Annotated in this window: 24 protein-coding genes; 16 read left to right on the forward strand and 8 right to left on the reverse strand. The window is 67.7% G+C overall.

Annotated features, from left to right (window positions below; translation table 11 throughout):
• Positions 1–30: 30 nt before the first annotated feature.
• The 5 genes from PLE19_14455 to PLE19_14475 all read right to left on the reverse strand — a co-directional run bounded on the left by PLE19_14455 (position 31) and on the right by PLE19_14475 (position 5,472).
• A complete protein-coding gene (locus PLE19_14455; GenBank protein ID HPD16152.1) occupies positions 31–645 on the reverse strand; it encodes a DUF1028 domain-containing protein in 615 nt (204 codons plus the stop codon).
• A gap of 64 nt (positions 646–709) precedes the next feature.
• Positions 710–1,453: a hypothetical protein gene (locus tag PLE19_14460; GenBank protein ID HPD16153.1), complete on the reverse strand. Its 744-nt coding sequence runs from the start codon at positions 1,451–1,453 to the stop codon at positions 710–712.
• Positions 1,454–1,551: 98 nt separating this feature from the next.
• Positions 1,552–1,908: a cupin domain-containing protein gene (locus PLE19_14465; GenBank protein HPD16154.1), complete on the reverse strand. Its 357-nt coding sequence runs from the start codon at positions 1,906–1,908 to the stop codon at positions 1,552–1,554.
• 116 nt (positions 1,909–2,024) lie between these two features.
• On the reverse strand, positions 2,025–4,886 hold the full coding sequence (locus tag PLE19_14470; protein HPD16155.1) for a hypothetical protein: 2,862 nt from the start codon (positions 4,884–4,886) through the stop codon (positions 2,025–2,027).
• A gap of 103 nt (positions 4,887–4,989) precedes the next feature.
• Complete coding sequence (locus tag PLE19_14475) at positions 4,990–5,472, reverse strand: hypothetical protein (protein ID HPD16156.1); 483 nt, start codon at positions 5,470–5,472, stop codon at positions 4,990–4,992.
• A 130-nt stretch (positions 5,473–5,602) separates the two neighbouring features.
• Between PLE19_14475 and PLE19_14480 the strand changes: the two genes are divergently transcribed.
• The 4 genes from PLE19_14480 (at position 5,603) to PLE19_14495 (ending at position 8,726) form a co-directional block, all read left to right on the forward strand.
• Positions 5,603–6,850 (forward strand): Tm-1-like ATP-binding domain-containing protein, encoded by a 1,248-nt coding sequence (locus PLE19_14480; GenBank protein ID HPD16157.1) that lies wholly within the window; start codon positions 5,603–5,605, stop codon positions 6,848–6,850.
• 91 nt (positions 6,851–6,941) lie between these two features.
• Positions 6,942–7,298 carry a hypothetical protein gene (locus tag PLE19_14485; protein ID HPD16158.1) on the forward strand — a complete coding sequence of 119 codons (357 nt, stop codon included), beginning with the start codon at positions 6,942–6,944 and terminating at the stop codon, positions 7,296–7,298.
• A gap of 1 nt (position 7,299) precedes the next feature.
• Complete coding sequence (locus tag PLE19_14490) at positions 7,300–8,130, forward strand: phosphoenolpyruvate hydrolase family protein (protein HPD16159.1); 831 nt, start codon at positions 7,300–7,302, stop codon at positions 8,128–8,130.
• Between the two features lie 173 nt (positions 8,131–8,303).
• A complete protein-coding gene (locus PLE19_14495) occupies positions 8,304–8,726 on the forward strand; it encodes a cupin domain-containing protein (protein HPD16160.1) in 423 nt (140 codons plus the stop codon).
• Between the two features lie 20 nt (positions 8,727–8,746).
• Here the strand turns inward: PLE19_14495 and PLE19_14500 are convergent, their stop codons facing one another.
• The 3 genes from PLE19_14500 to PLE19_14510 form a co-directional block, all read right to left on the reverse strand.
• Entirely contained in the window at positions 8,747–9,712 is a 966-nt protein-coding gene (locus PLE19_14500) for a DUF1080 domain-containing protein (protein ID HPD16161.1), read from the reverse strand.
• Positions 9,713–9,775: 63 nt separating this feature from the next.
• The gene (locus PLE19_14505; GenBank protein ID HPD16162.1) at positions 9,776–10,846 is read right to left on the reverse strand and encodes an aldo/keto reductase; all 1,071 of its coding nucleotides are present in this window, start codon (positions 10,844–10,846) and stop codon (positions 9,776–9,778) included.
• Between the two features lie 15 nt (positions 10,847–10,861).
• A complete protein-coding gene (locus PLE19_14510; GenBank protein ID HPD16163.1) occupies positions 10,862–11,713 on the reverse strand; it encodes a sugar phosphate isomerase/epimerase family protein in 852 nt (283 codons plus the stop codon).
• 1,316 nt (positions 11,714–13,029) lie between these two features.
• On the opposite strand from PLE19_14510, the gene rny reads away from it, so the two are divergent.
• The 12 genes from rny to PLE19_14570 are packed head-to-tail and all read left to right on the forward strand — an operon-like array spanning position 13,030 to position 24,128.
• Positions 13,030–14,583, forward strand: a complete 1,554-nt coding sequence (gene rny, locus PLE19_14515) for a ribonuclease Y (GenBank protein ID HPD16164.1) — start codon at positions 13,030–13,032, stop codon at positions 14,581–14,583.
• Between the two features lie 53 nt (positions 14,584–14,636).
• Positions 14,637–15,410, forward strand: coding sequence for a TIGR00282 family metallophosphoesterase (locus tag PLE19_14520; GenBank protein HPD16165.1), 774 nt, complete (start codon positions 14,637–14,639; stop codon positions 15,408–15,410).
• A gap of 16 nt (positions 15,411–15,426) precedes the next feature.
• On the forward strand, positions 15,427–16,671 hold the full coding sequence (xseA, locus tag PLE19_14525) for an exodeoxyribonuclease VII large subunit (protein HPD16166.1): 1,245 nt from the start codon (positions 15,427–15,429) through the stop codon (positions 16,669–16,671).
• 25 nt (positions 16,672–16,696) lie between these two features.
• The gene (gene xseB / locus PLE19_14530; protein ID HPD16167.1) at positions 16,697–16,951 is read left to right on the forward strand and encodes an exodeoxyribonuclease VII small subunit; all 255 of its coding nucleotides are present in this window, start codon (positions 16,697–16,699) and stop codon (positions 16,949–16,951) included.
• The gene (locus PLE19_14535; GenBank protein ID HPD16168.1) at positions 16,948–17,832 is read left to right on the forward strand and encodes a polyprenyl synthetase family protein; all 885 of its coding nucleotides are present in this window, start codon (positions 16,948–16,950) and stop codon (positions 17,830–17,832) included. The genes xseB and PLE19_14535 overlap by 4 nt, the downstream gene beginning before the upstream one ends.
• A gap of 53 nt (positions 17,833–17,885) precedes the next feature.
• Entirely contained in the window at positions 17,886–19,838 is a 1,953-nt protein-coding gene (dxs, locus tag PLE19_14540; GenBank protein HPD16169.1) for a 1-deoxy-D-xylulose-5-phosphate synthase, read from the forward strand.
• Entirely contained in the window at positions 19,835–20,683 is an 849-nt protein-coding gene (locus tag PLE19_14545; protein ID HPD16170.1) for an NAD(+)/NADH kinase, read from the forward strand. The genes dxs and PLE19_14545 overlap by 4 nt, the downstream gene beginning before the upstream one ends.
• On the forward strand, positions 20,649–20,870 hold the full coding sequence (locus tag PLE19_14550) for a 4Fe-4S dicluster domain-containing protein (GenBank protein ID HPD16171.1): 222 nt from the start codon (positions 20,649–20,651) through the stop codon (positions 20,868–20,870). The genes PLE19_14545 and PLE19_14550 overlap by 35 nt, the downstream gene beginning before the upstream one ends.
• A 39-nt stretch (positions 20,871–20,909) precedes the next feature.
• The gene (locus tag PLE19_14555; protein HPD16172.1) at positions 20,910–21,659 is read left to right on the forward strand and encodes a metallophosphoesterase family protein; all 750 of its coding nucleotides are present in this window, start codon (positions 20,910–20,912) and stop codon (positions 21,657–21,659) included.
• Positions 21,660–21,699: 40 nt separating this feature from the next.
• Positions 21,700–22,776, forward strand: a complete 1,077-nt coding sequence (gene vorB / locus PLE19_14560) for a 3-methyl-2-oxobutanoate dehydrogenase subunit VorB (GenBank protein HPD16173.1) — start codon at positions 21,700–21,702, stop codon at positions 22,774–22,776.
• Positions 22,773–23,522 (forward strand): thiamine pyrophosphate-dependent enzyme, encoded by a 750-nt coding sequence (locus PLE19_14565; protein ID HPD16174.1) that lies wholly within the window; start codon positions 22,773–22,775, stop codon positions 23,520–23,522. The genes vorB and PLE19_14565 overlap by 4 nt, the downstream gene beginning before the upstream one ends.
• A gap of 48 nt (positions 23,523–23,570) precedes the next feature.
• A complete protein-coding gene (locus PLE19_14570) occupies positions 23,571–24,128 on the forward strand; it encodes a 2-oxoacid:acceptor oxidoreductase family protein (GenBank protein HPD16175.1) in 558 nt (185 codons plus the stop codon).
• Positions 24,129–24,137 lie beyond the last annotated feature (9 nt).

A 24,137-nucleotide genomic window follows, 5' to 3' on the forward strand; every position in this document is an offset into this window, starting at 1 on the left:
TTCATCTCAGTGTCCTCCGTGTCTCTGTGGCTAGTTCGCCTTCTTGTAGAGGCGGGCGAGGTCGTTCACCGCATCGTTGCTCTTGTCCACTTGGAGTTCGAGCGAATAGCCTGGGACGCCCACCTTGGCAATGCGGATGCCCGCCCCGAGGCGGCCGCGGTGGTCGCCGCCCACGCGATCGGCGGCGACGAGGGATGCGATGAGGCGGCCTGCGAGGGGGCCGTTGGTCTCCTCGAAGGCGCGGGCCATCTCGGTGATGACCTCGCGGCCTGCGAGGGTGTTGCCCTGGCAGGCGTAGTTGCGGCCTGCCATCGAGCCCCACCAGACGCCCGAGGGGTCGGCGTCCCAGCAGTTGCGGTTGGCCGCGCGGCCCTTCATGTCGATGATGCCGAGCTGGCGCTTGCCGGGCTTCGGGTCGTCGCGGAGCAGGATGCCGAGGACTTCTTCGGGCAGCTTGCCCAGGGCGAGGAGGTCGAGGGCCTTCTCGCCCCAGGCGGGCTCGGCGTGGTGTTGGGTGCAGAAGGCCCCGACGCCGGCCCGCACGTAGGGCACGACGCGCCCCACGGCTGGATACTTACTGGCCACCGCCGCCCCGCACTCGCCCGCCTGCGGGTCCACGGCGACGATGGAGAACGTTGCGGTCACTTCCCCGGGGCATGATAGGGCGTGCATACATGCACGCGGAAGATGGTGCGCAGGTGTGCACGCCTTACGCTGCGGCATTTGGCTCTCTCCGAATATCGCGTCTGCGGGTGATGCCGTGGATGGCGAGGGTCCAGAGGACGATTGCGATGAGGGTCATCAGCACGCCGAAGACGGCCGCGGTCTGCGCGGAGCGGCGCTGGTCGGCGGGGGTGGCGCCGACGGCGAGGACCCGCACCTGCTCTTTCGGGGCGACGCCCAGGCGCTCCTCGGCGAGTTGTTGAAGCGGTGTTCCGCTGCCCGCGAGTTGGGGGTCGGTGTACTTGTCGGCGTCGAAGATGCGGCCGCTCAGTTGCCATGTGGCGTCGAATTCGCCGGCGGCCCACGGCTGGCCCTTCAGCGTCGGGCGGTGGCGATAGATGGCTTGGGCCAGAGGATGCTTGGCTCGGCAGTGGAGCACGAGGCGCGGCGCACCGCGGAGCACGAGCAGAACGTCCTGCTCCCGCCCCGGCCCCATGCCGTAGAGGGGGACGATGCGCGACGGGTCGGGCCGGCCGGCAACTGTGGCGAACGACCCGGACGGCACCGCCTGGGCGTCGAGGGCCTGCTCGGCGGTCACCGTGCCTGCGTCCAGGGGGGCCTCCTGGTCGTTGAAGGCGGTTCCCCAGAGCACGAGACCGGCGACCAGGGTGACCATGACGGCGGCGACGAAGAGTTCCGAGGCGCGCGGCTGTTCGGCGCCAGGGAGAGACTCGAGCGGTTGCGCGGCAGGACCGGCCAGCACCTTGGTTTCCTCGCTGCTCACGCTCAAGCTGCTTGCACCTTTCTGCGGCCTCTGGGTGTGGGCCACCCAAGATAGCAGATTTCAGGGGCAAAGCAACCTGAGCGACCGAGCGAGGCGAGGAGCGCTTAGCCCTTCGCGTAGTTCAGCATGCCCGAAATGTCCACGACGACCACCGGCTCGTCGCCGACGACCCAGGCGTCGTGGCCGGGTGGCAGCGCGGAGACCTCGCCGGGGCCGAACTCCGCCTCGTCGCCGTCGTCCATCACAACGTGGAGGCGGCCGGCGATGTGGTACTGGAGGTGCGGCGCTTCGCAGCTCTTGGTCTTGGCGATCGGCTTCACGCAGGTGGACCAGCGCCAGCCTGGCTCCAGGGTGGCGCGGCCGAACGTCACGCCGTTGAGCTTCACGAGCTCGAGCTGCCCCTTCTCGAAGACGCGTCGCTCATCGGGTTGCGACAGGTTCTTGCTCTGCATCTTCGCCATGGGGGTTCCCCCTTACGCAGCAGGAAGCCCGCCGCCCGCTCTGTAGTCCCCTCATCATGGAGTCTACACCATGCTCCGTACCCGCGAAAGAGGTGGCCCTGTTCTTCTGTGTACACTCAGTTGGCCTGGGGCATAGCGGCGAAGCGAAGGCCCGGGATGGGCTGGCGGTCGAGGGCGACGAGGCGGAATTGTGCGCGCCACTCGCCGCCGGGGCACTCGACCTTGAGGAGGATGCGGTTCCAGCCCTTGCCCAGCTTGCCGAGGCCGCGGACGGCGTCGGGCTTGAAGCCGCCGTGGTTCTCGTGGTGGCTGATGACCCGCTCGGCGTTCACCCACGCCTGCACGCCGCCCTGGTGCCCCGCGAGAAGGTAGACCTCCTGCTCCTGGGGCGACCAGACGAACTGCTGGACGTAGGCCAGGAGCATCCAGGGCGACTGGCCTTCTTCAAGGAGGGCCTTCCTGAGGTCAATGGTGCGGCCTTTGGCGAGCTTGGCCTGCTTCCAGGCGACGGGGCCGCGGAAGCCCTCATAGGAAGCCCCAGACTTGACCTCCTTCTCGGGCGGATAGGCGGTGTCGGCGATCTCGCTGTCGTTGCGGTTGGAGAACGGGCCGATGACGGCGACGGGCGTCTCGTCCTGTTCGGCGAGAATCGCATCGGGATTGGCAAGCTGCCGCGGCTCGACGGAGTCGGCCCAGTGGACGCTGCACCCGTAGCTGAGGGTCTGGTTGGCCTCGCGGCCGGGGACGCGGGAGCCGAAATCGCCCTCAATCGTGCCGAAGTGGCGATGCCAGTCGCCCTTCGGAGCTTTGGGCATCGGCCAGCGGCCCCACAGCGGCTCGAGCTTGAGGCCGCCGTAGCATATCTGCGCCGTCGTCTGGTGCTCCTCCGGCCCGCTCCGCTGAAGGCCAAGGACGGCGGGGGAGGGGGCAACGTCCTTCGGCACGAGGCGTTCGTGCTTCACGGGCGCCATCGAGCGGAGGTAGGCATAGGCGACGGCGATGCGGCCCGGCCCGCCGACGCCCTTGTAGTTGTCCAGCGGCACCACCTTGTTCAGCGCCTCATAGGGCTCGCCGAGGACGAAGGAGCGGACGCGCGCCAGGCTGGTCATGATGTGCGCGTCGTCCTTGGTGAACCAATTCTTGTAGTTGTGGATGTTGAAGACGGCCTTGTTGTCCTGGCGGCCGGCGTCGGCGTACCATTCAAGCTCCTTGCGGACCGGGTTGGCGAGGTGGTCGCAGTAGAAGCGGCCGAGGTCGGGGTCGTGGAAGCGCACCCAGCGGTTGGCGCTCTGGTGCTCGCCATCGCCCCAGATGGGGCCATCCACCTGCCAGCCGAGAGTGCTGCCCCAGAGGTTGGTGGGGTAGATGTGAGGCGGCATGGCCGAGAGGCGGTTGTAGGGCTGGTTCTCGTAGAAGAGCTGGCCGCCGAGTTGCTTGACGTAGTGGTGGACGAGTTCGCGGGCGAACATGTAGCAGCCGAAGAGGTATTCGTCGTGGTCGCCGAGCGCCCAGGCCATGCGTGCGTAGGCGGAGCAAGGGGGCGCCTCGTCGCCCATCTCGGCGATGGCGGCGCGGCCGAAGAAGGCCCAGTTCGCCTCCTCTGGCGTGATGAAGTAGCGCTTGATGAGGTCCCAGCGGTCACGGAGCAGCGCCCAGTCGCCGCTGTAGTGGCCGTAGGCCCAGATGGCCTGAAGGGCGTTGGCGGAGAACTTCCCGGCATCGCCCCAGGTGCCCCAGGAGCCAATGCCTGGGCCGTGGAGGAGATACTTGCCGTGGAATGGGGAGTAGGGTACGAGGACGTCGCCGGCCATGTACGCCCACAGGCTGGACTTCGCAGTGGTTCGCAGCTCTTCGGGCACGAAGGGAAGGGCCTTTGAGTACCAGACGTCGGCCACGATGTTCCAGCAGTAGTTGCCGCGGTCGCCGTGGTCGTAGAAGAATTGCCAGGGGCTGCGGAACTTGCCCTTCATCGCGCTCACGATCATCTCAAGCGCCTTCTGCTGCTCCGGGCCGGGCGAGGCGGGCACATCGAGCCGTTCCAGCTCGTTCGTGTGCTGGAGCACCTTCATCGTGATGTCGAGGCTGTCGGTGTCGTGGGCGCCCACGTAGGGGCCGAAGGCGGTGAAGTAGTCGGGATCGTGGATGTCCGCCGAGAGCTTCATCGGGAAACCAGGATACTTCCACGCGATGCCGAGGGTGGGGGAGAGGGGAGCGAAGCGGAGCGGCTTCGTGCCCCAGTCGTCCCTGGCGGTCAGCCAGCGGTGGTCGTAGTGGAAGGTAATTTCGTCGGTCGCGGGATTGACGCTGAAGCTCTCCTGGAAGCCGACGGGGAAGGCCTTGGCGGCGGCGGCCCACCAGTCGCACCGCTCGACGACGCTCTTCGGCACGGCCTTGCGCCACTCCCAGGGGCGGATGCCCTTGGACGGGAGGTTGTGTTTCGCCGCGAAGTCGTTCCCCTCTTGCGGCGGCTTGTAGTAGCCGTAAAGCGGCATTGAGAAGATGTGCCCAGTGTCCTTCGCGGCAAACTCGACCCGCAAGCCGTCCCTTGTGAGGATGAGTTGCTTCGGGCGTTTCTCGAAGGAGAGGAACCAGGGGACATCGAACTGCTCCCAGCCCTTCGCCCCTTGGAAGGAGGCGACGAGCCAGGAAGCAGCCATCTGCTCGCCCGTGGCCGCCTGGTCACGGCCGAACGCCTTTGCGCCGCCGGGCGTCTTGATGGCAAAGAACGTCGGCGGCTCGGCTCCGAACGCATCCAGCCCGCCGAAGAAGCGGAGCGACGAGCTCTTCATTCGCAGCAGAACGCCAGGCGTCAGCATCGAACGCAGGGAGTAGACCTCGTGTCCCTCCCACGAGGCGCGCCCGACGAGCGGGTCCTTCAGTTCGCCAGCCACGTGCTTCAGCCCCTTCCACCCGGGCGCTGGGACGGCGGCGAAAGCCTGGCCAAGCAGCGCCGCCGCGAGCATGAGCGTTCGTGTCATGACGGGTCCCTTCACAGCAAGAGGACACGCACAGACACGGACGCCGTCCGTGTCTGTCTGTGTGTGTCCGTGTCTTGAGCTTTCGCGCGCTGGTGTGCACGCCCTACCTCTTCTTGGGCGGCTTGATGGTCTCGTTGGAGGGATCAATGTAGCGAATCTTGACTTCGGCCACGTCGGCGCCCTTAAGAGGGATTCGCTTCGATTCTGCGATGGCCTCGTCGAGCGTTCTTTCGCCCGCGGCTGGGGCGGCGGTGGGCGGCGCCGCATCCAGTTCAAGCGTGTCCCAAAGGCGCTTCAGCAGCCCGGTCCACGACGGCGTGCGAAGGACGTAGAGGCTCAGCTTCTCGTCCCAGATGATCTCCTGCGACCAGTCGCGCTTCGCGAAGTCGGGCAACCGTTCGAAGCGCACGGTCACGGCCTTGCCGTCGGCGGTCAGCGCATCAAAGCTCGCCCGCTTCTCGGGCAGATAGCCCTTGACGACACTCCTGCCGTCGCGCAGCCTGGCCTCCAGGCAGAAGTGGCCAGCCGAGGTCGCACCGGACGCCATCAAAGCAAGCAGGACACAGGGGGGCAGGAATCGCTTCATGGATTCTCTCCTGGTTGAGCGTGCGCGCCATACTGTAACCGTCCACCCAGCGCTTTTCAACCCTGCCGTGCCCCTTGATGTGCGCCTGCCCGCGGGCTATACTCGCGCCGGGCTCGAGCTGGAGCAGCCGATGGGAAAGACAATCGCGGTGATCGGGGCGCTGGACACGAAGGGTGCGGACTTCGCGTTCGTGAAGGGCGAGATCGAGCGGCGAGGGCGCAGGGCGCTCGTGATTGACGTGAGCGTCATGGGCAAGCCCGCCTTCCGGCCCGACGTCTCGGCTGCCGAGGTGGCCAAGGCGGGGGGAGTGCCGCTCAAAGAGCTCCAGAAGAAGGCCGACAAGGCGCTCGCCATGACCACGATGACAAAGGGCATCGCGGTCGTGGTCAAGAGGCTCTACGACAAGGGGAGAATCCACGGCGTGCTCTCAATGGGCGGCGGCGCTGGGACGGTCATCGGCACCGCCGCCATGCGCGCGCTCCCCATCGGCTTCCCAAAGCTCATGGTCAGCACCATCGCCTCCGGCGACACCTCGGCATACGTGGGCACGAAGGACATCGTGATGATGCCCTCGGTGGTGGATGTGGCGGGGGTGAACCGCATCAGCGCTCCAATCTACGCGAACGCCGTGGGCGCAATCGTGGGGATGGTTGAGGCGCGGCCGCCGAAGATCAAGGCCAAGCCGCTTCTCGCCGCCTCCATGTTCGGCAACACCACCCCCATCGTCACCCGCTGTGTCGCCAAGATGGCTGAGCACGGCTACGAGACCGTCGTCTTCCACGCCACGGGCACCGGCGGCAGGACGATGGAGAGCCTGATTGATGAGGGGCTGATTGAGGGCGTGCTGGACATCACGACCACCGAGTGGGCCGACGAGCTCTGCGGCGGAGTCCTCACCGCCGGCCCCACCCGCGGCGACGCCGCGGCCCGCCGCGGCATCCCACAGGTCATCTGCCCCGGCTGCCTGGACATGGTGAACTTCTGGGCGCCGGAGACCGTGCCCGCCAAGTACCAGGGTCGCCGCTTCTACCGCTGGAACCCAAACATCACGCTGATGCGCACGACGCCAGAGGAGAACGCGGCTCTGGGCCGCATCCTCGCCGAGAAGGCCAACGCCTCGAAGGGGATGGTCGCCTTCTTCCTCCCGCTCCGGGGCGTCTCCATGCTCGACGCCCCTGGCAAGGACTTCTGGTGGCCCGAGGCCGACGCCGCCCTCTTCGACGCGATCAAGCAGCATGTCAAACCTGGCATCCCGGTGATTCAGCTCGACAACAACATCAACGACGACGCCTTCGCCGACGCCGTGGCGGCGAAGCTGTTCGAGTTCCTTTCACAGAAGGTTGCCCTCCCGAGGGTTCCAATACCTTCGGGAGGGTAGAGACCCGCGGCTGATGGTTCCTCTAACAGCGAGGGTATTGGGACCTCAGGGCTCGCCCAGGACGATTGAGCAGGGACAAGGGGGTGAAGCGATGCTTGGTGGATTGCTCGGAACGCTGGCGTTGTTCGCTGTTCCCATAGGGTACGTGTTTCTTCTGAGCTACTGCTTTCACCGCAGGTATCTGCGATGCGCCGGCCTTCTCTTGTCGGCCGTTGGCCTCTTCCTTCTATGGCTGTGCGATAGCAAGAGCAAGGAGGGGCCATACCTGGCGGCGCTCGGCATTGCGCTGGGGCTGGGGGGAATCCACGCGTACCTGACCGGGATGGCCGACGACATCGTCGCCTCGGTCGAGGATGCTCAGAATGACCTCAATGTTCGACTGATCGCGCTTGAGACCAAGCTGCTCGAGCGTGCCGACGACAACCAGGGAGGAAAGGAGGAACCCTGACATGCCCTTCATTCCACGCGAAGAGGCGCTGAAGCGACTGCGGGGCCAGGTGGCCGCGGGCCGGCCCATCCTCGGCTGCGGGGCGGGGACGGGGATTTCGGCGAAGTTTGCGGAACGCGGCGGGGCAGACCTCATTATCATCTACAACTCGGGCCGCTATCGCATGGCGGGCCGCGGCTCGCTGGCGGGGCTGATGCCCTACGGCGATGCCAACGCCATCGTGATGGAGATGGCCGCCGAGGTGCTGCCCGTGGTCAAGGACACGCCCGTGCTGGCCGGCGTGTGCGGCACCGACCCTTTCCGCCTGATGCCTGTGTTCCTGCGGCAGCTCAAGGACATGGGCTTTGACGGGGTGCAGAACTTTCCCACCGTCGGCCTCATTGACGGCACGCTCCGCATCGGGCTTGAGGAGACAGGGATGGGCTATGGGCTGGAGGTGGAGATGATCCGCCTCGCCCGCGAGTTGGACATGCTCACCTGCCCCTACGTCTTCGACGAGGAATCGGCCATGGCGATGGCGAAGGCCGGGGCCGACGTGCTGGTGCCCCACATGGGCCTCACGACGAAGGGCAGCATCGGCGCGCACACCGCCCTCACGCTCGAACAGGCCGCGAAGAGGGTCCAGGCCATGCACGACGCCGCGAAGGCCGTGAACCCCGACATCCTGGTCCTCTGCCACGGCGGCCCGATCGCCGAGCCGGAGGATGTGAAGTTCATCCTTCAGCACACAGAGGGCGTCGCCGGCTTCTTTGGGGCTTCCAGCGTCGAGCGACTGGCGGTGGAGCCTGCCATCGAGACCCAGGCTCGGCTCTTCAAGGAACTGAGCGTGTGAGCGCTGAGAGTCCGATTACCCTCCCGAAGGTATTGGAACCTTCGGGAGGGGCAGCCCACGGAGTGGGCGACCCAGCCGTAGCCCAGGGCGACCGAAGGGAGCCCTGGGAACCGTGACCGACCCACAGTCCCAAGCCCCCGAAGGGGGGCGCTTCACGGACCAGGAGCAGAACCGTGGATAAGCTTGGCAAGGGTGCAGTTGTCAGACCAACCGATGTTGAGACCCTCGTGTATGACTGGGGCACGATCCGGCTGCTGAGCGAGCCGAACCTCACGGGGGCGAAGAAGATGACGTGCGGCCTGGTGGAACTCGCCCCCGGCAGCGGCCATAGCCGCCATAATCACCCGGGCACCGAGGAGATCATCTACTGCATTTCGGGCCACGGCGAGCAGATGGTGGATGACGCCGGGACGGTGAAGGTGGGGCCGGGGGCGAGCATCTTCGTGCCCACGGGCGCGTATCATTCGACGCTGAACACGGGCAAGCGCACGATGCGGTTGCTGGTTGTCTACTGCCCGACGGGGGCAGAGAAGGCGCTGCGCGCCATCCCAGGCGTAAAGACGCTTGCCCCGGGCAGAAAGGCCAAGACCGCCTGAAGGCGGGACTCCGAACGGGGTCAGTTCTTGACGGTGTGGCTCCCGTGGCAGTCGGTGCAGACGGGGTTGGGCGGCGGGGGGCCGTTGCCATCCTTGCGCTTGGTTTCGGTCTTGTGCGGAATGTGGCACTGGAGGCAGGCAGCTTTGACCTCGCCGCGCGTGTACATCACGTCGGGCGGGGTCACATTGTCCTCGTCGGAGCGGTGGTCGAAGCAGGGGCCGTGGCAGCCGGCGCAGCCGGCCTTCTTCGGCCTGTCCTTGGGCGGGCGAAGGTGTTCTTCGTCCTCCTCGCGGGCCAGCTTGTCGGCCTTGGAGTCGGCGTGCTTCTTGGCGATCTTCTCGCCCTCGAAGTTGGCGTGGCAGACGAAGCAGGCAGAGTCGGGGGAGGGGACATTGGCGTGCTTCTCGCGGTTGAGCGGGCGGGCGCGGAGGAGCTTGACTTCGAAGGGCCGGCCCTTGGCGACGAGGCAGATGGCGCCCTTGTGAGGGCACGCCGTGTCCTTCCCCTCGGCCACGTGCTTGCCGTCGAGCGAGACGGTGAAGACGCCTTTGGAGACAACGAGGCTGACCTCGCGCCAGCCGTCGGTCTTCGCGCCAGTGCCTTTGGCGACCACGCGGCCTCCGTCGGCGCGGAGGGTGCCGTCGGTCACGTCGAGCCAGTAGCCCGGCTGCGCGGGGTCGGGAATGGTGGAGTAGCGGCAGCGAATCTCGCCCTCGCCCCTGCACAGGGCGGTGAGCTCGAAGTCGGCCCATTGCCAGTAGTTGACGATCTCGCCCTTCGTGGCGGTGAGGAGGGCGTCTTTGAGCGCCCAGTCGGCGCTCTTACTCACCTTCCAGCGCGAGAGGTCGGAGCCGTCGAAGAGGGTCAGCCAGCCGTCCCGTCCCGGCTCGAAGGGCCTGTCGGCGGCAATGCCGGCGGTGGTGAGGAGCAGCGCACCGACAGCGCTGATGCGTGATGCGTGACGCGTGATGCGTGAGCTGAGCATGCGGACTCCTGGTGGGTCTTTTCTGTCAATCGGCAATTGGAGATCGGCAACCGGAGATGCGGCTCACACCCACTCCCAGTCTTTGAGCCACTGGTAGCCCCTGGGCAGGCGCTGCCACATCCTGTCTGTGGCGGCTGCGAGCTCCTGGTTGTCGAGGACGGCGGGGCGGGCGGCCAGGTCCTCCTTGCGGCGCTCCTCGATGGCCTTCAGGCAGTTCTCGACGTGGTGGGGGAAGATGAGGCCTGGGATGGGCGCGGTGAGGACGTCGCAGCAGAGCACGTACCGCAGGGCGAGGCGGGCGATGCGGTCGTCCTCCTCGCGGTGCTCGTCGTCGGGCGCGCTGCCGCCCTTGAAGATGGAGTTGGAGGCGAACGGCTTGATGCCGAAGAAGCCGATGTCGTGCTTGCGGAGCGTGTCGAAGAAGCTGCCGGTCGGCTTCTCCTTGGTCTTGGCGGTGTAGGGGGTGACGACGAAGGAGACGAGGGGGAACTCGCGGATCATCATCTCGATCCAGCGTCGGTCGTGGGAGGAGAAGCCGAACCAGCGGACCTTGCCGTCCTTGACGGCCTGTTCGCCGGCGGCGACCATTTCGCACGACTCGTTGAAGGTGTGGAGGCCGCCCGGCTCGTGGCAGGTGGGGCGCCAGAAGTCCACGACGTCGAGGCCCACCTCCTTCATCTTGGTTTCGAGCGACTCCATCAGCTTGGCCTTGGTGCGCCAGTCGGCGAAACGCATCTCCTGGCCGCCGTTGGAGAAGCCGAAGTAGATGTCGTTGCGTCGCCCGAGCGTCTTGAGCGCCTTGGCGTAGGCCGTGATCTCGTTGCCCCAGCAGGCATCCACGTAGTTGATGCCGGAGTCGAGGCACTTTGCCAGGATCTCGGCGCGGTTCTTGTCGAAGTCCTCGCCCTTGAAGGGGCAGCGCTTCCAGTGTCCCCCGAGGCTGATGGCGGAGATCCACTGGTCGGTCTTGCCCAGGCGGCGGTACTCCATCTTGTCGTTGTAGCTGCGGATCTTGTCTTTGGGCGGCATCGGCGGGGCATCGGCCGCCAAGGCCCGCGCGGCAACCAATCCCGCGCCGGCGGCCGCGGCGCCCTTCCCGAGGAACTCGCGTCGGTTCACGTCTTTGTCGCTCATCGTTCCTTCTCCTGGTCAGGCCTCTGCGGCCATCTTCTTGAGGAAGGCCAAGCCATCCTTGGCCAGCTTGTCGGCGCTGTCGTAAATGGGGCGCCAGATGCAGGCGGCAGCGCACAGGTCGAGGATGCCGGTCGCAAAGCTCTCGATGGTCACCCAACGTTCATACTTGATGTCCTTCAGGGCGGCGAACACGTCCTTCCACGGCACGTGGCCTGTGCCGGGGGTGCCGCGGTCGTTCTCGCAGGCGTGGAAGTGGCCGACCAGAGGGCCGCAGGCGCGAATCGAGGCCGCCGTGTCGCGCTCCTCGATGTTCGCGTGGAACGTGTCCACCTGCACCTTCAGGCGCGGGTGGTCCACCGTCTTGCACATTTTCACGGCGTCGCCAATGGTGGTGATCACGTAGGTCTCGAAACGGTTGAGGGGCTCGATGGCCACGTTGATCTTCGCCTTGTCTGCGTGCTCGGCGGCGGTGCGGAGAGCGTCGGCGCACCACTTCTTCTCGTCGTCGGTGGGCGCCTTGCCCGTGAGCTCGCGAACGGGGGCATAGAGCGGCCCGGCGATGGCCTCTCCGCCCATCTCGGCGCAGAGGTCCACCATCTGCTTGAGCCGCTCGACGGCGGCCTTGCGCACCTCGGGCTTCGGGCTGCACGGGTTGGCCTCGGGTACCATCACGCAGCAGGCGGTGAGGCCCATCCTGGCCTCTTCGCAGGCCTTGCGGGTCGCCTTGGGGTCGAGAATCCCGAGATCGGCGAACAGGACCTCCACGCCGTCGTACCCCATGTCGGCCACCTTCTTGATCAGGTGAACGTCATCCTTTGTGAAGGCGGCGCTATAGACGAGGAGGTTGAGGCCGAACTTCACCTTCATGGGTCGGGTCTCCTGAGTGGGCTGTTGGGCGCCTGAGGCAGCGGTCGCAAGGCCGGCGGCCAGCGCAGACGCGCCCAGGAAGTCTCGCCTGCTCACGCGGGTCTGTCCCATCGGGTTCCTCCGTCTGGGTCGGGTTCTGAATCCGCTCTCGTCTCTACGTTATACGTCACTCGGCGGGGGTCTGTCAAAGGGTTTCTGGTTCCTGAGTGTCTGGCGATCCTGACTCGACTGGCCTGGGGGAGGGTGGGGCATTGCCGATCGTTGCGGGCCTGGCGGTTCCTCGGGAGGGCGCAGCAGAGCGTCTGGCGGGCGCAGCCTGCCCATGCTGTATCAACCCTGAGAGGTGGGAAGTGATACAGCATGGGTAGAATGGCGAGGATTGGCGATTCTCGCGGCTCAAGCCATACTCGCTCATCTGCGCGATGAGCAAGCATGTGAGCGGGAATGCCGGAGGACGTAAGGCAGTGCGGCATATGTGGTTATGTGGCGAAGACCGCTGGATGTGCGACACGAGGCCGACGGTTCTCAAGGGCAGCTACGTAAGGATCTCTGAGCGCCGATGGGGCTGAAGCCCTCTGCCCGCAGTTGTGGCAGCCGGCGTATGTCTCAGGTGGGTGCCGCCGCCGAGGGCTGGGTGTTGGCCTCGCGCTGCCGCGGCGCGCAGGACATGGCGATGCGCTGCCGTGGTGTGCGGGGCAAGATTATGCTTGACTTACCCACAGCATGGAATATAATCAAGAGGTGAGCGAAGGGGAGCAGGCAAGTGGGAGGGTGAGCGAGTGCACAACCCGGGCATCGTGCTGGAAGGGCAGCGCGTGGCTTGGGATAGTGTGGGCAGATAGAGCTGTTCCTGTAAGACCGGTGGCCGCGAGACCCGCATCGGCGATGGCGTGGGTGGCCGTCCGCGGGTAAGCTAGGCCGCTGTTACGAGCTACACGTGGAGAGGCCCAAGACCTCGTGGGTGCACAGACCTGGCGACCTGAAGGCAGCTTGATGAAAGACTGGCAGGGGACACGCGATAGTCGGGCGGACCATCCAGCCCGGCGAGCGGTGCAGCCTCAGGAATCCAGGCAACTTGTGCCTCGAGGGCCGCAGTTGAGCCTCCTCGTTTCAGTGGCGTGCGGCGCCGTCTAGAGCGAACGCATCCTCCGCGTCGGGGCGAGCCTCGCGCAGCGCGTTCGGCAGGCACCTTCCGCCCGCCTTCTCATCCCGTGCCGCAATTCCAGAGTGTATACACATAGGGGCTAGCGCCTCGTTGCGCCCGTCTGGCGCCCGTTGCATTGGGGCCTCAGGCGGAAGGGATCGAGAGGTGGTCCGTGGTTTCTGGACCTGTTGCCGTTCTGCTCTGCGTGATCGGTCTGGGCGTGGGCTACGGCGCCAGTGAACTGGTGAGCTACATCCTCAAGCGCAATGCCCGCAGGAAGGCGGACGAGCTCCTCGCCGCCGCCCGTGCCGAGGCCGATGAGACCCGTCGCCAAGCTGAGGTGGACGCCAAGGAGGAGGTCCTCCGCCGGCGCGAGGAGTTCGAGCGGGAGACAAGGGAGGCCCGCACCGAGCTCAAACTCCTCGAGAAGCGCTTGGTGAAGCGCGAGGACGGCCTGGAGCGCAAGGCCGAACTCACCAGCAAACGCGAAAAGTATATCGAAAACCTTGAACGGGAGCTCTCCACCCGCCAAGAGAATGTTCTGAACAAGGAGAAGGAACTCACCGAGGCCCTCGACAAGCAGAAGGAGGCCCTCTACCGCATCTCCGGGCTCAGCCCCCAGGATGCCCGAGCGCAGCTCTTCGAACGGCTCGAGCGCGACTTCGAGCGCGAGGCGGCTGTCCTGCTCGAGCGGAAGGTCGAACAGGCCAAGGAGACGGCGGATCAGAAGGCCCGGGAAATCCTGGCCACCGCGATCCAGCGGTGCGCGGTCGAGCACACCAACGAGAGCGTCGTGTCCACCATCGATCTCCCCAGCGACGAGATGAAGGGGCGGATCATCGGGCGCGAGGGGCGCAACATCCGGGCGTTCGAGAAGGCCACCGGCGTGGACGTCATCGTGGATGATACGCCGGGGGTGGTGGTGCTGTCGGCCTTCGACAGCGTGCGCCGCGAGATGGCACGCCGGGCGATGGAGGAACTGGTCGCGGACGGGCGCATTCATCCCTCCCGCATCGAGGAGGTGATCGACCGCGCGAAGCGCAAGACCGAGGAGACCATCCTCCAGATCGGCAAGCAGGTGCTCTTCGACATGGGCGTGCACTCGAACAACCAGAAGCTCGCCTACCTGCTTGGGCGCCTGAAGTACCGGACCAGCTACGGCCAGAACGTGCTCCAGCACTCGATCGAGGTGGCCCACCTGTGCGCCACGATGGCCGGAGAACTGCGGCTCGACCCTGCTCTCGCGCGGCGGATCGGCCTGCTTCACGACATCGGCAAGGCGGTGGACCACGAGCTCGAGGGCGGCCACCCTGAGATCGGAGCGCTGATCGGCAAGAGAATTGACGAAGACGCCATCGTGATCAACGCCATCGCCGCGCACCACGAGGGCGCACCACCCGAAACCGTCTATGCCGTGCTGGTGCAGGCCGCCGACGCCATCTCCGCCTCCCGGCCCGGCGCCCGCCGCGAGACGCTGGAGAAGTACATCAAACGGCTCGAACGTCTCGAGGAGGTCGCCAGCTCGTTCGAGGGGGTGGACACCGCGTACGCAATCCAGGCCGGGCGCGAGGTGCGCGTGATCGTGAAGGCTGACAAAGTTGACGACCGGATGACCACCAAGCTCGCTCGGGACATCGCCAAGGAGATCGAGCAGGAGCTCGACTACCCGGGCGAGATTCGAGTCACGCTGATCCGGGAAACCCGGTCGGTGGACTACGCCCGCTAGCGCGGCCCCATCGTGCCTGGTCCCACTGCCTTCCGAAGGGCGCGCCCGTGACCATCCGGATTCTGGCCATCGGCGACATCGTCGGCCGCCCGGGGCGGCATTTCGTGCGCGACCGCCTGCGCGGGATCGCTGCGCGCGAAGGCGTGGACCTGGTGATCGCCAACGGCGAGAACGCGGCGGGCGGGCTCGGCATCACACGAGCCATCGCCGCCGAGTTGCACGAGGCCGGCGTTCACGTGATCACAAGCGGCGATCACATCTGGCGCCGGCGCGACATCGCCCAAGCTCTCACCCAAGACAACCGCCTTCTACGGCCGCAGAACTACCCTCCCGGCGCGCCGGGCGCGGGCATGGTGACCGTGGCCACCCGCACGGGCGTTGCCGTGCGCGTGATCAATCTGCTCGGGCGCATCTTCCTCGAGCCGTTGGACTGCCCGTTCGAGTGCATCGAACGGGTGCTGGCACACACGCCGGGGCCTCCAGTGACGATCGTGGACTTCCACGCCGAGGCGACCTCAGAGAAGGCAGCCATGGCCTGGTTCCTGGACGGGAGGGTGAGCGCCGTGCTGGGCACGCACACGCACGTGCAGACGGCCGACGAGCGCCTGCTGGAGCGCGGCACGGCCTTCATCTCGGACCTCGGGATGACGGGGCCCTACCGCTCGATCCTCGGGCGCCGTGTAGAGCAGGTGATCCAGCGCCTCCGTTCGCGCCTCTACGTTCCGATGGAGGTCGCCAATGGCCCCGTGATGATGTGCGGAGCCATCGTCTCTGTGGATGCGGAGACGGGGCGGGCCACAGGGATCCGCCGCGTGGCCGAGACCTAGCAGCGAAGGGCACGCCGTGGAGCCATCTCCAGCCGAAGAAGTCCTCACTGTCTCTGAGCTCACGCGGCGCATTCGCCGGTCGCTGGAGGACGAGTTTCCCCATGTCTGCGTGGTTGGCGAGGTGTCGAATCTCGCGCGGCCCAAGTCGGGGCACGTCTACCTGACCCTCAAGGACGGCGGCGCGCAGGTCTCCGCCGTGCTCTGGCGCAGCGCGGCGGTGCGCCTGCGCTTCGACCTCGAAGACGGGATGGAGGTCATTGTCACAGGCTCGCTGAGCGTCTACGAGCCGCGCGGGAGCTACCAGATCACCATCTCCTCCATCAAGCCCAAGGGCCTGGGCGCCCTCCAGCTCGCCTTTCTCCGACTCAAGGACAAGCTGGAGAAGGAGGGACTGTTCCGCCCCGAGCACAAGAGACCGCTGCCGTACCTGCCGGAGTGCGTCGGCGTCGTGACCTCGCCCACTGGCGCCGCCATCCATGACATCCTCACTGTGATCGCCCGGCGGTTTCCGCCGGCTCACGTGGTGCTTCGGCCCGTGCGGGTGCAGGGCGAAGGGGCCGCCGCCGAGATCGCGCAGGCGATCGAGGACTTCAACACCTGGGGCGGGGCGGACGTGCTGATCGTCGGGCGCGGCGGGGGGAGCTTGGAGGACCTCTGGGCGTTCAACGAGGAGATCGTGGCGCGCGCCATCTACGCATCCCGAATCCCCATCATCTCGGCGGTGGGGCATGAGATTGACGTCACGATCTCCGACCTGGTCGCCGACCGCCGCGCGCTGACGCCAACCGAGGCGGCCGAGATCGTGCTGCCCGAGTTCCGCGAACTCGTGGGGCGCCTGGACGATGCCCGAGGCCGTCTGGCCGCGGCCCTCCGGGGGCAGGTGGGGCTGGCGCGCGCCCGGCTCGAGCAAGTCCGGGGCGCCTACGGATTCCGCGTGCCGTCGGAAATGGTGCGGCGTCACGAGCAGAGGCTCGACGACCTGTGCGCCGCGGCGGCTCTCGCCACGCGACGCCGGCTGGAGGCGGCCCGCGACCGCCTGGCCGCCGCGGCCGGCCGCCTGGAGGCCCTGAGCCCGCTGGGCGTGCTGCGCCGGGGATACTCGATCACCCGCATCGCCGGCACGCGGACCGTGCTGCGCGACGCCGCCCAGGTGCACAAGGGGCAAAGCATCGAGACGCTGCTCCATGCCGGGCGGCTCGTGTCGCAGGTGCAGGAAGCCGAGAGCCATGACGCGGGCGGCGGCGAGGCCCCGCGGCGCTGAACGACGCCACAGGAGGAGACTGGCCATGGGCAAACGCCCGCCATTCGAGAAGAGCCTGGAGGCTCTCGAAGAAATCGTCGCCGAGCTGGAGAGCGGGCAGCTCACGCTCGACGAGGCCCTGGACCGCTATGAGCGCGGCGTCGCCATCCACAAGGCCTGCACCGAGATGCTCGCCGCCGCCGAGAAGCGCATCGAGGTGTTGCTGAAAGGCAGCGACGGCGAACTGACGACCAGCCCTCTGAAGGCCGACGAAGAGCCCCCACGCGAGGACGAGTCGTGAGCACCGAGCGACTGGCGAGGTACCTGGACGAGAGCCGCTTGTGGGTGGATGCCGCCCTGGATGCCCGCCTGCCGCAGCCCGAGGGCCCCGCGGGGCGCCTGGCCGAGGCCATGCGCTACAGCGTGTTCGCGGGGGGCAAACGGGTGCGGCCGGCGCTCGTGCGGCTCGCCAGCGAACTGTGCGGCGGCGCGCCCGATTGCGCGCTGGCGGCGGCCTGCGCCATCGAGCTGGTCCACACCTACTCGCTGATCCACGACGATCTGCCTGCGATGGACGATGACGACCTTCGCCGCGGGCGGCCCTCGTGCCACAGGGCCTTCGACGAAGCCACCGCCATCCTGGCGGGGGATGCGCTGCTGACATTGGCCTTCGAGGTGCTGGCCGACGGATCGGCCGGCCCCCAGGGGCTTGCGATGGTGGCCGAACTGGCGCGCGGCGCGGGGCTGCGCGGCATGGTCGGCGGCCAGTTGGCCGACATGGTCCTGGCGACGACCGCGCCCACGCCGGAGGCGGTCGAGTTCATCCACTGGCACAAGACGGCGGCCTTGATGGGCACGTCGCTCCGCCTCGGCGCCCTGGCGGCCGGCGCCGCCTGGGACCACGTGACCAGGCTGGGACGCTACGGCGAACTCCTCGGCCTGGCCTTCCAGGCGACCGACGACGCCCTCGACGTGGCGGCGACCACGGAGGCCCTCGGCAAGACGGCTGGCAAGGACGCGGCGTCGGGCAAGATCACATGCCCTGCCGTCTTCGGCCTCGAGGCGACGCGCGAGCGCGCCCGCGCACTCGGCGAGCGGGCCATCGCCGAACTGGAGCCCTTCGGCGACGCCGCGGCAGTCCTCCGCGACCTCGCTCACTATGTGGTGAGCCGGAGTGCCTAGCGCTCTTGCGCCGAGACCGGGCGGCGGTTAGAATAGGGCAAGCGAGTACCTCAATGGGACCGATCCTGTCAAGAATCAACGAGCCGGCGGACCTTCAGGGGCTCGGCCTGGCCGAACTGGAGCAGCTCGCGCTCGAAGTGCGCGAGGAGATCGGGCGCGTGGTCGCGGCCAACGGCGGCCACCTGGCTTCCAACCTCGGCACGGTGGAACTCACCATTGCCCTCCATCGCTGCCTCGACCTGGCGAAAGACGCTCTCGTCTGGGATGTGGGGCACCAGGCCTACACCCACAAGCTCCTGACGGGGCGGCGCGAACGCTTCAGCACCCTGCGGAAGCAGGGCGGCCTGAGCGGCTTTCCCAACCGCGACGAGAGCCCCTACGACCTCTTCACCACGGGCCACGCGGGAACGGCCATCTCCTCTGCCGTGGGCCTGGTGTGCGCCGATGCCCTGTGCGGCCGGCAGCGCCGGGTCGTGGCCGTGGTGGGGGATGGCAGCCTGACCAATGGCGTGGCCCTCGAGGCCCTCAACCACGCCGGCGCCCTCGGCAAGAACCTGCTCGTGGTACTCAACGACAACAGCATGTCGATCAGCAAGACGGTCGGCGGCATCTCGCAGTACCTGGACCGGTTCCGCTCGGCGCCCTTCTACAACCGGGCCAAAGTGGAGATCCGCCGGTTCGTGCGCCGCCTGCCCGGCATCGGCGGCGCGGCCGAAACCGCCCTCGGCCATCTCAAAGAGGGGATCAAGGTGGCCGTCGGCTCCGAGACGCTCTTCGACCAGATCGGCTTTCGCATGTTCGGCCCCGTGGACGGACACCGCATCGCCGATCTGATCGAGATGCTGGAGGCGGTGCGCGACCTTCCCGGCCCCATTCTGCTCCACGTGATGACCCAAAAGGGCAGGGGACATGCCGAGGCCGTGAGCAATCCGAGCCGGTTCCACAGCGCCGGTCCGACGCATCCGACCGCGTGCCTCGTCGAGCCCGAGCCGGGCTCCGCGGCCGCGGCGCCGAGCTATACCTCGGTGTTCTCGGAGGCCCTGTGCCGGCTGGCCGTGGAGAGGCCCGACATCGTGGCGATCACCGCCGCCATGGAGGACGGGACGGGGCTGGCCGATTTCGCCCGGCAGTTCACGGGCCGCTTCTTCGATGTGGGCATCTGCGAGGAGCACGCCGTCGCGCTGGCCGGCGGGGTGTCCACCGCGGGCTGCAAGCCGGTGGTCGCCATCTACTCGACCTTCCTGCAACGCGCCTACGACCAAGTGTTCCACGACCTGTGCCTCCAGCGGGCTGCCGGGGTGGTCTGCATGGACCGCGCCGGCCTCGTGGGCGCCGACGGGCCGACGCACCACGGGCTGTACGACATCGCGTTCCTGCGCCACCTCCCGGGCATCATCCTGGCGGCGCCCAGAGACGGCGCAGAGCTGGGGCGGATGTTGGCCATGGCCGTGGCCGACAACCGGTTGTGGGCGATCCGATTCCCGCGGAGTTCCGTTCCGTCGTGCGACTGGCTGGACGAGCCGCATCTGGAAGTGGGGCAGGGCGAGGTGCTCCGGGAGGGTTCGGAGGCGGCCCTCGTGGCCTACGGCTCCATGGTCGCGCCCGCCTGGGAGGCCGCCGCTCTTCTGGCCAAGGACGGCATCGAGGTGGCCGTGATCAACGCGCGCTTCGCCAAGCCTCTGGACGCCACTCTCCTGGCCTCCGTGGCCGCCCGGGTCCCCGTGCTCTTCACCCTGGAGGAGCACTCGGTGCTCGGCGGGTTCGGGTCGGCGGTCCTGGAATCCCTGGCCGCGCACGGCGCTATCCCGTGCCGGGTCGAGATGGTGGGGGTTCCCGACCGCTTCATCGAGCACGGCAGCCGCGAGGCATTGCTGGACGCCTTGGACCTCAGCGCGCGCGGCATCGCGGCCCGCGTCAGGGAGGCCGTGCACGCGTGTCCCCTCCGCCGGCCCGGTGTGACACGCGTGCGGGAACTCGTGGGCAAGCCAGGCCTGGTGGGCACATGAAGCGGATCATCCTGTCGGGCGACACTCGCAAGCCGGGCGTGGCGGCCGCCGTGGGCGACCTCCTGCCCTGGCTCCGGGAGCGGGTGGAGGTGGTGGCCCTCGACCTGGCGATGGACCGCGAGCTGGAGCACGTGGAGGCCGACTTCGTGGTCGTGCTGGGAGGCGATGGTGCGATCCTCTCGACCGCGCGGCGGCTCGGGCGCAACCAGTTGCCCGTCCTGGGCGTCAACCACGGCAAGTTCGGCTTCCTGGCCGAGCTGTCGCCCGAGCAACTGCGCGAGCGCTTCGACGAGGTGCTCGCGGGCAGCTACCGGGTCTCGTCGCGCATGCGCCTGTGGTGCTCGCTGCTGCGGGGCCACGAGAAGATCGCCGAGCACGTGGCCCTCAACGACGCGGTGATCTCCCGCGGCGCGCTCTCGCGCCTCGTGACGATGGGGCTGATGGTTGACGGGACGCGGGCGACGACCTACAATGGGGACGGCGTGATCGTCGCGACCCCCACGGGTTCGACGGCGCACTCTCTGTCGGCTGGCGGCCCCGTGGTGGACCCCGGGCTGGAGGCATTCGTGATCACCCCGATCTGCCCCCACACGCTCACCAACCGGCCCGTGGTCATGCCCGCGCGGTACTGCATCGAGCTGCTGGCAGACGCGACGCCCGTGGACGTGGGGCTGACGATTGACGGCCAGGTGTACCAGCCGATCGCCCGCGGAGACCGCCTGGTGATCCGGCGCGCGGCGAGCGACTTTCAACTGATTGACCTCGGGCTTCGGACCTACTATGACACACTACGCGAGAAGCTCCAGTGGAGTGGCAGCGCGCTCCACAGTCGCCGTCGAGATTGATGAGGGCCTGTGCAAGGGCTGCGGCCTCTGCGTCGCCTGGTGCCGCGAGCACGCGCTCGAACTGTCGCCGACCCCCAACGCGCGCGGCGCCTACATCGCCCGTGTGATCGCGGGGACGGCGTGCTGTGCCTGCCGTCACTGCGCGCTCATGTGCCCGGAGGCCGCCATCCACCTCCACCGAACCTGAGGACCTGGGGGCGGCCGCTGCGCCGCCGCGCTGAACACCATGTCGTCGCACGCGTCACGCTACGGAGTCATCACCGACCTGCACTCGAACCTTGCCGCAGTGCGCGCCGTGCTCGACGCCCTGCGCCGCGACGAGGTGGGCACGGTGCTGTGCCTCGGGGATATCGTGGGCTACGGGCCCAGCCCGTGCGAGGTGATTGATGCCCTGGGCAATCTGCCGCTCAAGTGCATCCGCGGCAACCACGACCGCTACGCGCTAGGCGAGAACTCCGACCAGATCCGCATGGCCACCGCCGAGGCGGTGGAGTACACCCGCCAGTGCCTCAGGCCCTCCGACCGGGCTTTCCTGGAAGCGCTCGAAGACTCGATGCTCTACGAGAACCGCATCCTGCTCGTGCACGGCTCGCTGCGCGACCGCGATGAGTACATCCTCTCGCAGGAGGCCGCCGTGGCCAACTACCGGGCGCTTCGCACGGAGTTCGCCGGGGTATACCTGTGCCTGTTCGGACACACCCACCTGCCCACGGCCATTGGCGACGGCAAGGTGCTCTATGAGGTGGAGCCTGGTCACGTCCTCAAGCTCAAGCCGCTGACCCCCTACCTGGTCAACCCGGGCAGCGTGGGGCAGCCACGCGACGGCAATCCCGACGCGGCCTACGGGGTCGTGGACCTGGCCGAGCGGACGTTGACATTCAAGCGCGTGGCCTACGATGTCGAGGACACGTGCCGCCGCGTAGCCGAGGCCGGCCTGCAACGCCACCTGGGCGACAGGCTCCGCGTGGGCAAGTGAAGGCTCCTGCGGCTGGCGGCGAGTGGAGAGAAGGGCTGCCATGGGCGCGAAGGTCCTGATGGCCGGCAACGAGGCCGCCGCAGAAGGGGCCATCCTGGCCGGGTGCGACGCCTACTTCGGCTACCCGATCACCCCCCAGAACGAGTTCACCGCCTACATGGCCCGCCGAATGCCCGAACTGGGGCGGGTGTTCATCCAGGCCGAGAGCGAACTGGCCGCCATCAACATGGTCTACGGCGCCAGCGCCGCCGGCAAACGCGCGATGACCTCGTCGTCCAGCCCCGGCGTCAGCCTCAAGCAGGAGGGGCTCTCCTACATCGCGGGGTCCGAACTGCCCGCCGTGGTCGTCAACGTCCAGCGTGGCGGCCCGGGGCTCGGCAACATCGGTCCCTCCCAGGGCGACTACTGGCAGGCGACCCGCGGGGGCGGCCACGGCGATTACCGCTCCATCGTCCTCACCCCCGACAGCGCCCAGGAGATGCTCGATCTGACGGCGAAGGCCTTTGACCTGGCCGACCGATACCGCATGGCCGCCATCGTGCTGTCGGATGCCTATCTCGGGCAGATGATGGAGCCGGTCGTGCTGCCCACGGAGCCGCTGCCTCCCCCGCCGCCCAAGCCCTGGGCCCTCACGGGTTGCGAGGGACGCGCACCGAACACCGTCCGCTCGCTGCTGCTGGGCGATGGAGAGCTCGAACAACACAACTACAAGCTCTTCGAGAAGTACCGCGTCGTGGAGCGGGACGAAGCCCGGTGGGAGGCGTTGGCCGCCGACGATGCCGTGGTGGTGCTGGTGGCCTATGGAATCTGCGCGCGCGTGTGCCGGGAAGTGGTGGCGCGCGCGCGCGGCCGGGGATTGCCGCTGGGGCTGATACGCCCCATCACGGTCTGGCCCTTCCCCAAGGAGGCCCTGGCCGTGGCGGCCGCCGGAGCCGCCCGCGCGTTCCTCGTGGTGGAGATGAGCATGGGGCAGATGGCGCAGGATGTCCGCCTGGCGCTCGAGGGGCGGCGCGAGGTGGCGTTGCTCGGACGCCCGGCGTTTCTCCCCACGGTCGAGGACGTCCTGGAGTGCGCGACCGCCCTGCTGAAGGGGCGGCGAGAGGGGAACGGGCGATGAAGTCCCTCTACGATCGTCCCGAGACACTGGAGCGTTGCCTGACCCACTACTGCGCGGGATGTGGTCACGGCATCGTGCATCGCCTGATTGCCGAGGCGATTGACGAGCTGGGGATCGGCGGCCGCACGGTAGGGGCGGCTCCTGTGGGCTGTGCGGTCCTGGCGCACCAGTACCTCAGAGTGGACATGTGCGAACCTGCCCACGGGCGCACCGCCGCTGTGGCGGCGGCGATCAAGCGCGTGCGTCCGGAATGCGTCGTCTTCTCGTACCAGGGCGATGGCGACCTGGCCGCCATCGGGGCCGCCGAGACCCTCCACGCCGCGAACCGTGGCGACCCCATCACCGTCTTCTTCGTGAACAACGCCGTGTATGGAATGACCGGGGGGCAGATGGCTCCCACGACGATGCTCGCGCAGCGCACAAGCACCACGCCGTCGGGACGCGACGCCGGCTACCACGGCAACCCGATCCGTGTGTGCGAGTTGCTGGCCACGCTCGACGGGCCTGCCTATCTGGAGCGGGTGGCGCTGAGCGGGCCCGAGAGCATCCGGCGGGCCGCCCGAGCCGTGCGCAAGGCATTCCTCACCCAGATCGAGCAGAACGGGTACGCCCTGGTGGAGTTCCTATCCCCCTGCCCAACCTACTGGCGAATGAGTCCTGTTGAAGCCATGAAGTTCATCGAGGAAGGAATGAGCCGCGTCTTCCCTCCGGGAGTTTTCCGGGACTGGGAGACCGCGCGCGAGTAATCCGTCGCCTCGCCGCATCGTGCGGCAGGCGGGACCGAGGGCAAGCCTGTGGTCGAGCGCGTCATCATCGGGGGCTTCGGCGGCCAAGGCGTCATTTTCCTGGGCAAGCTGCTGACGCAGGCCATGATGGACGAGGGGCTCAACGTCACCTACTTTCCGGCCTACGGCCCCGAGGTCCGCGGCGGGCGCGCCAACTGCCACGTGATCATCGCCTCCGAGCCCATCCTGTGCCCCGTCATCGCCCGGCCGGACGCCCTGCTGATCATGAACCAGATCACCTGGGACTACTACGCGCCTTGGCTCCGTCCGGGGGGGCTTGCCGTGATGAATGCCAGCATGGTCGTTGGCCCCCCTGCCGATTCATCTCACCGCATCGTCCGCATCCCGGCCACCGAGATCGCGAATGATCTGGGCGATGTGCGCTCGACCAACATGGTCATGCTCGGCGCCTACAACCAGGTGCGCGGGCTCCTCCCCCTCGACAACCTGCTCGCGCACCTGCGTTCCGCTCTGGGAGGCGCGAAGGCCGGCCTGTTCGAGTTGAACTGCAAGGCAGTGCTGCGCGGAAGCGAGGCCGTGGCGGCCGCCCCCGAGCGCTCCCCCTGAGCCCCGGCA

The sequence above is a fragment of the Planctomycetota bacterium genome, from assembly GCA_035384565.1.
Taxonomy (GTDB): Bacteria; Planctomycetota; PUPC01; order DSUN01; family DSUN01; genus DAOOIT01.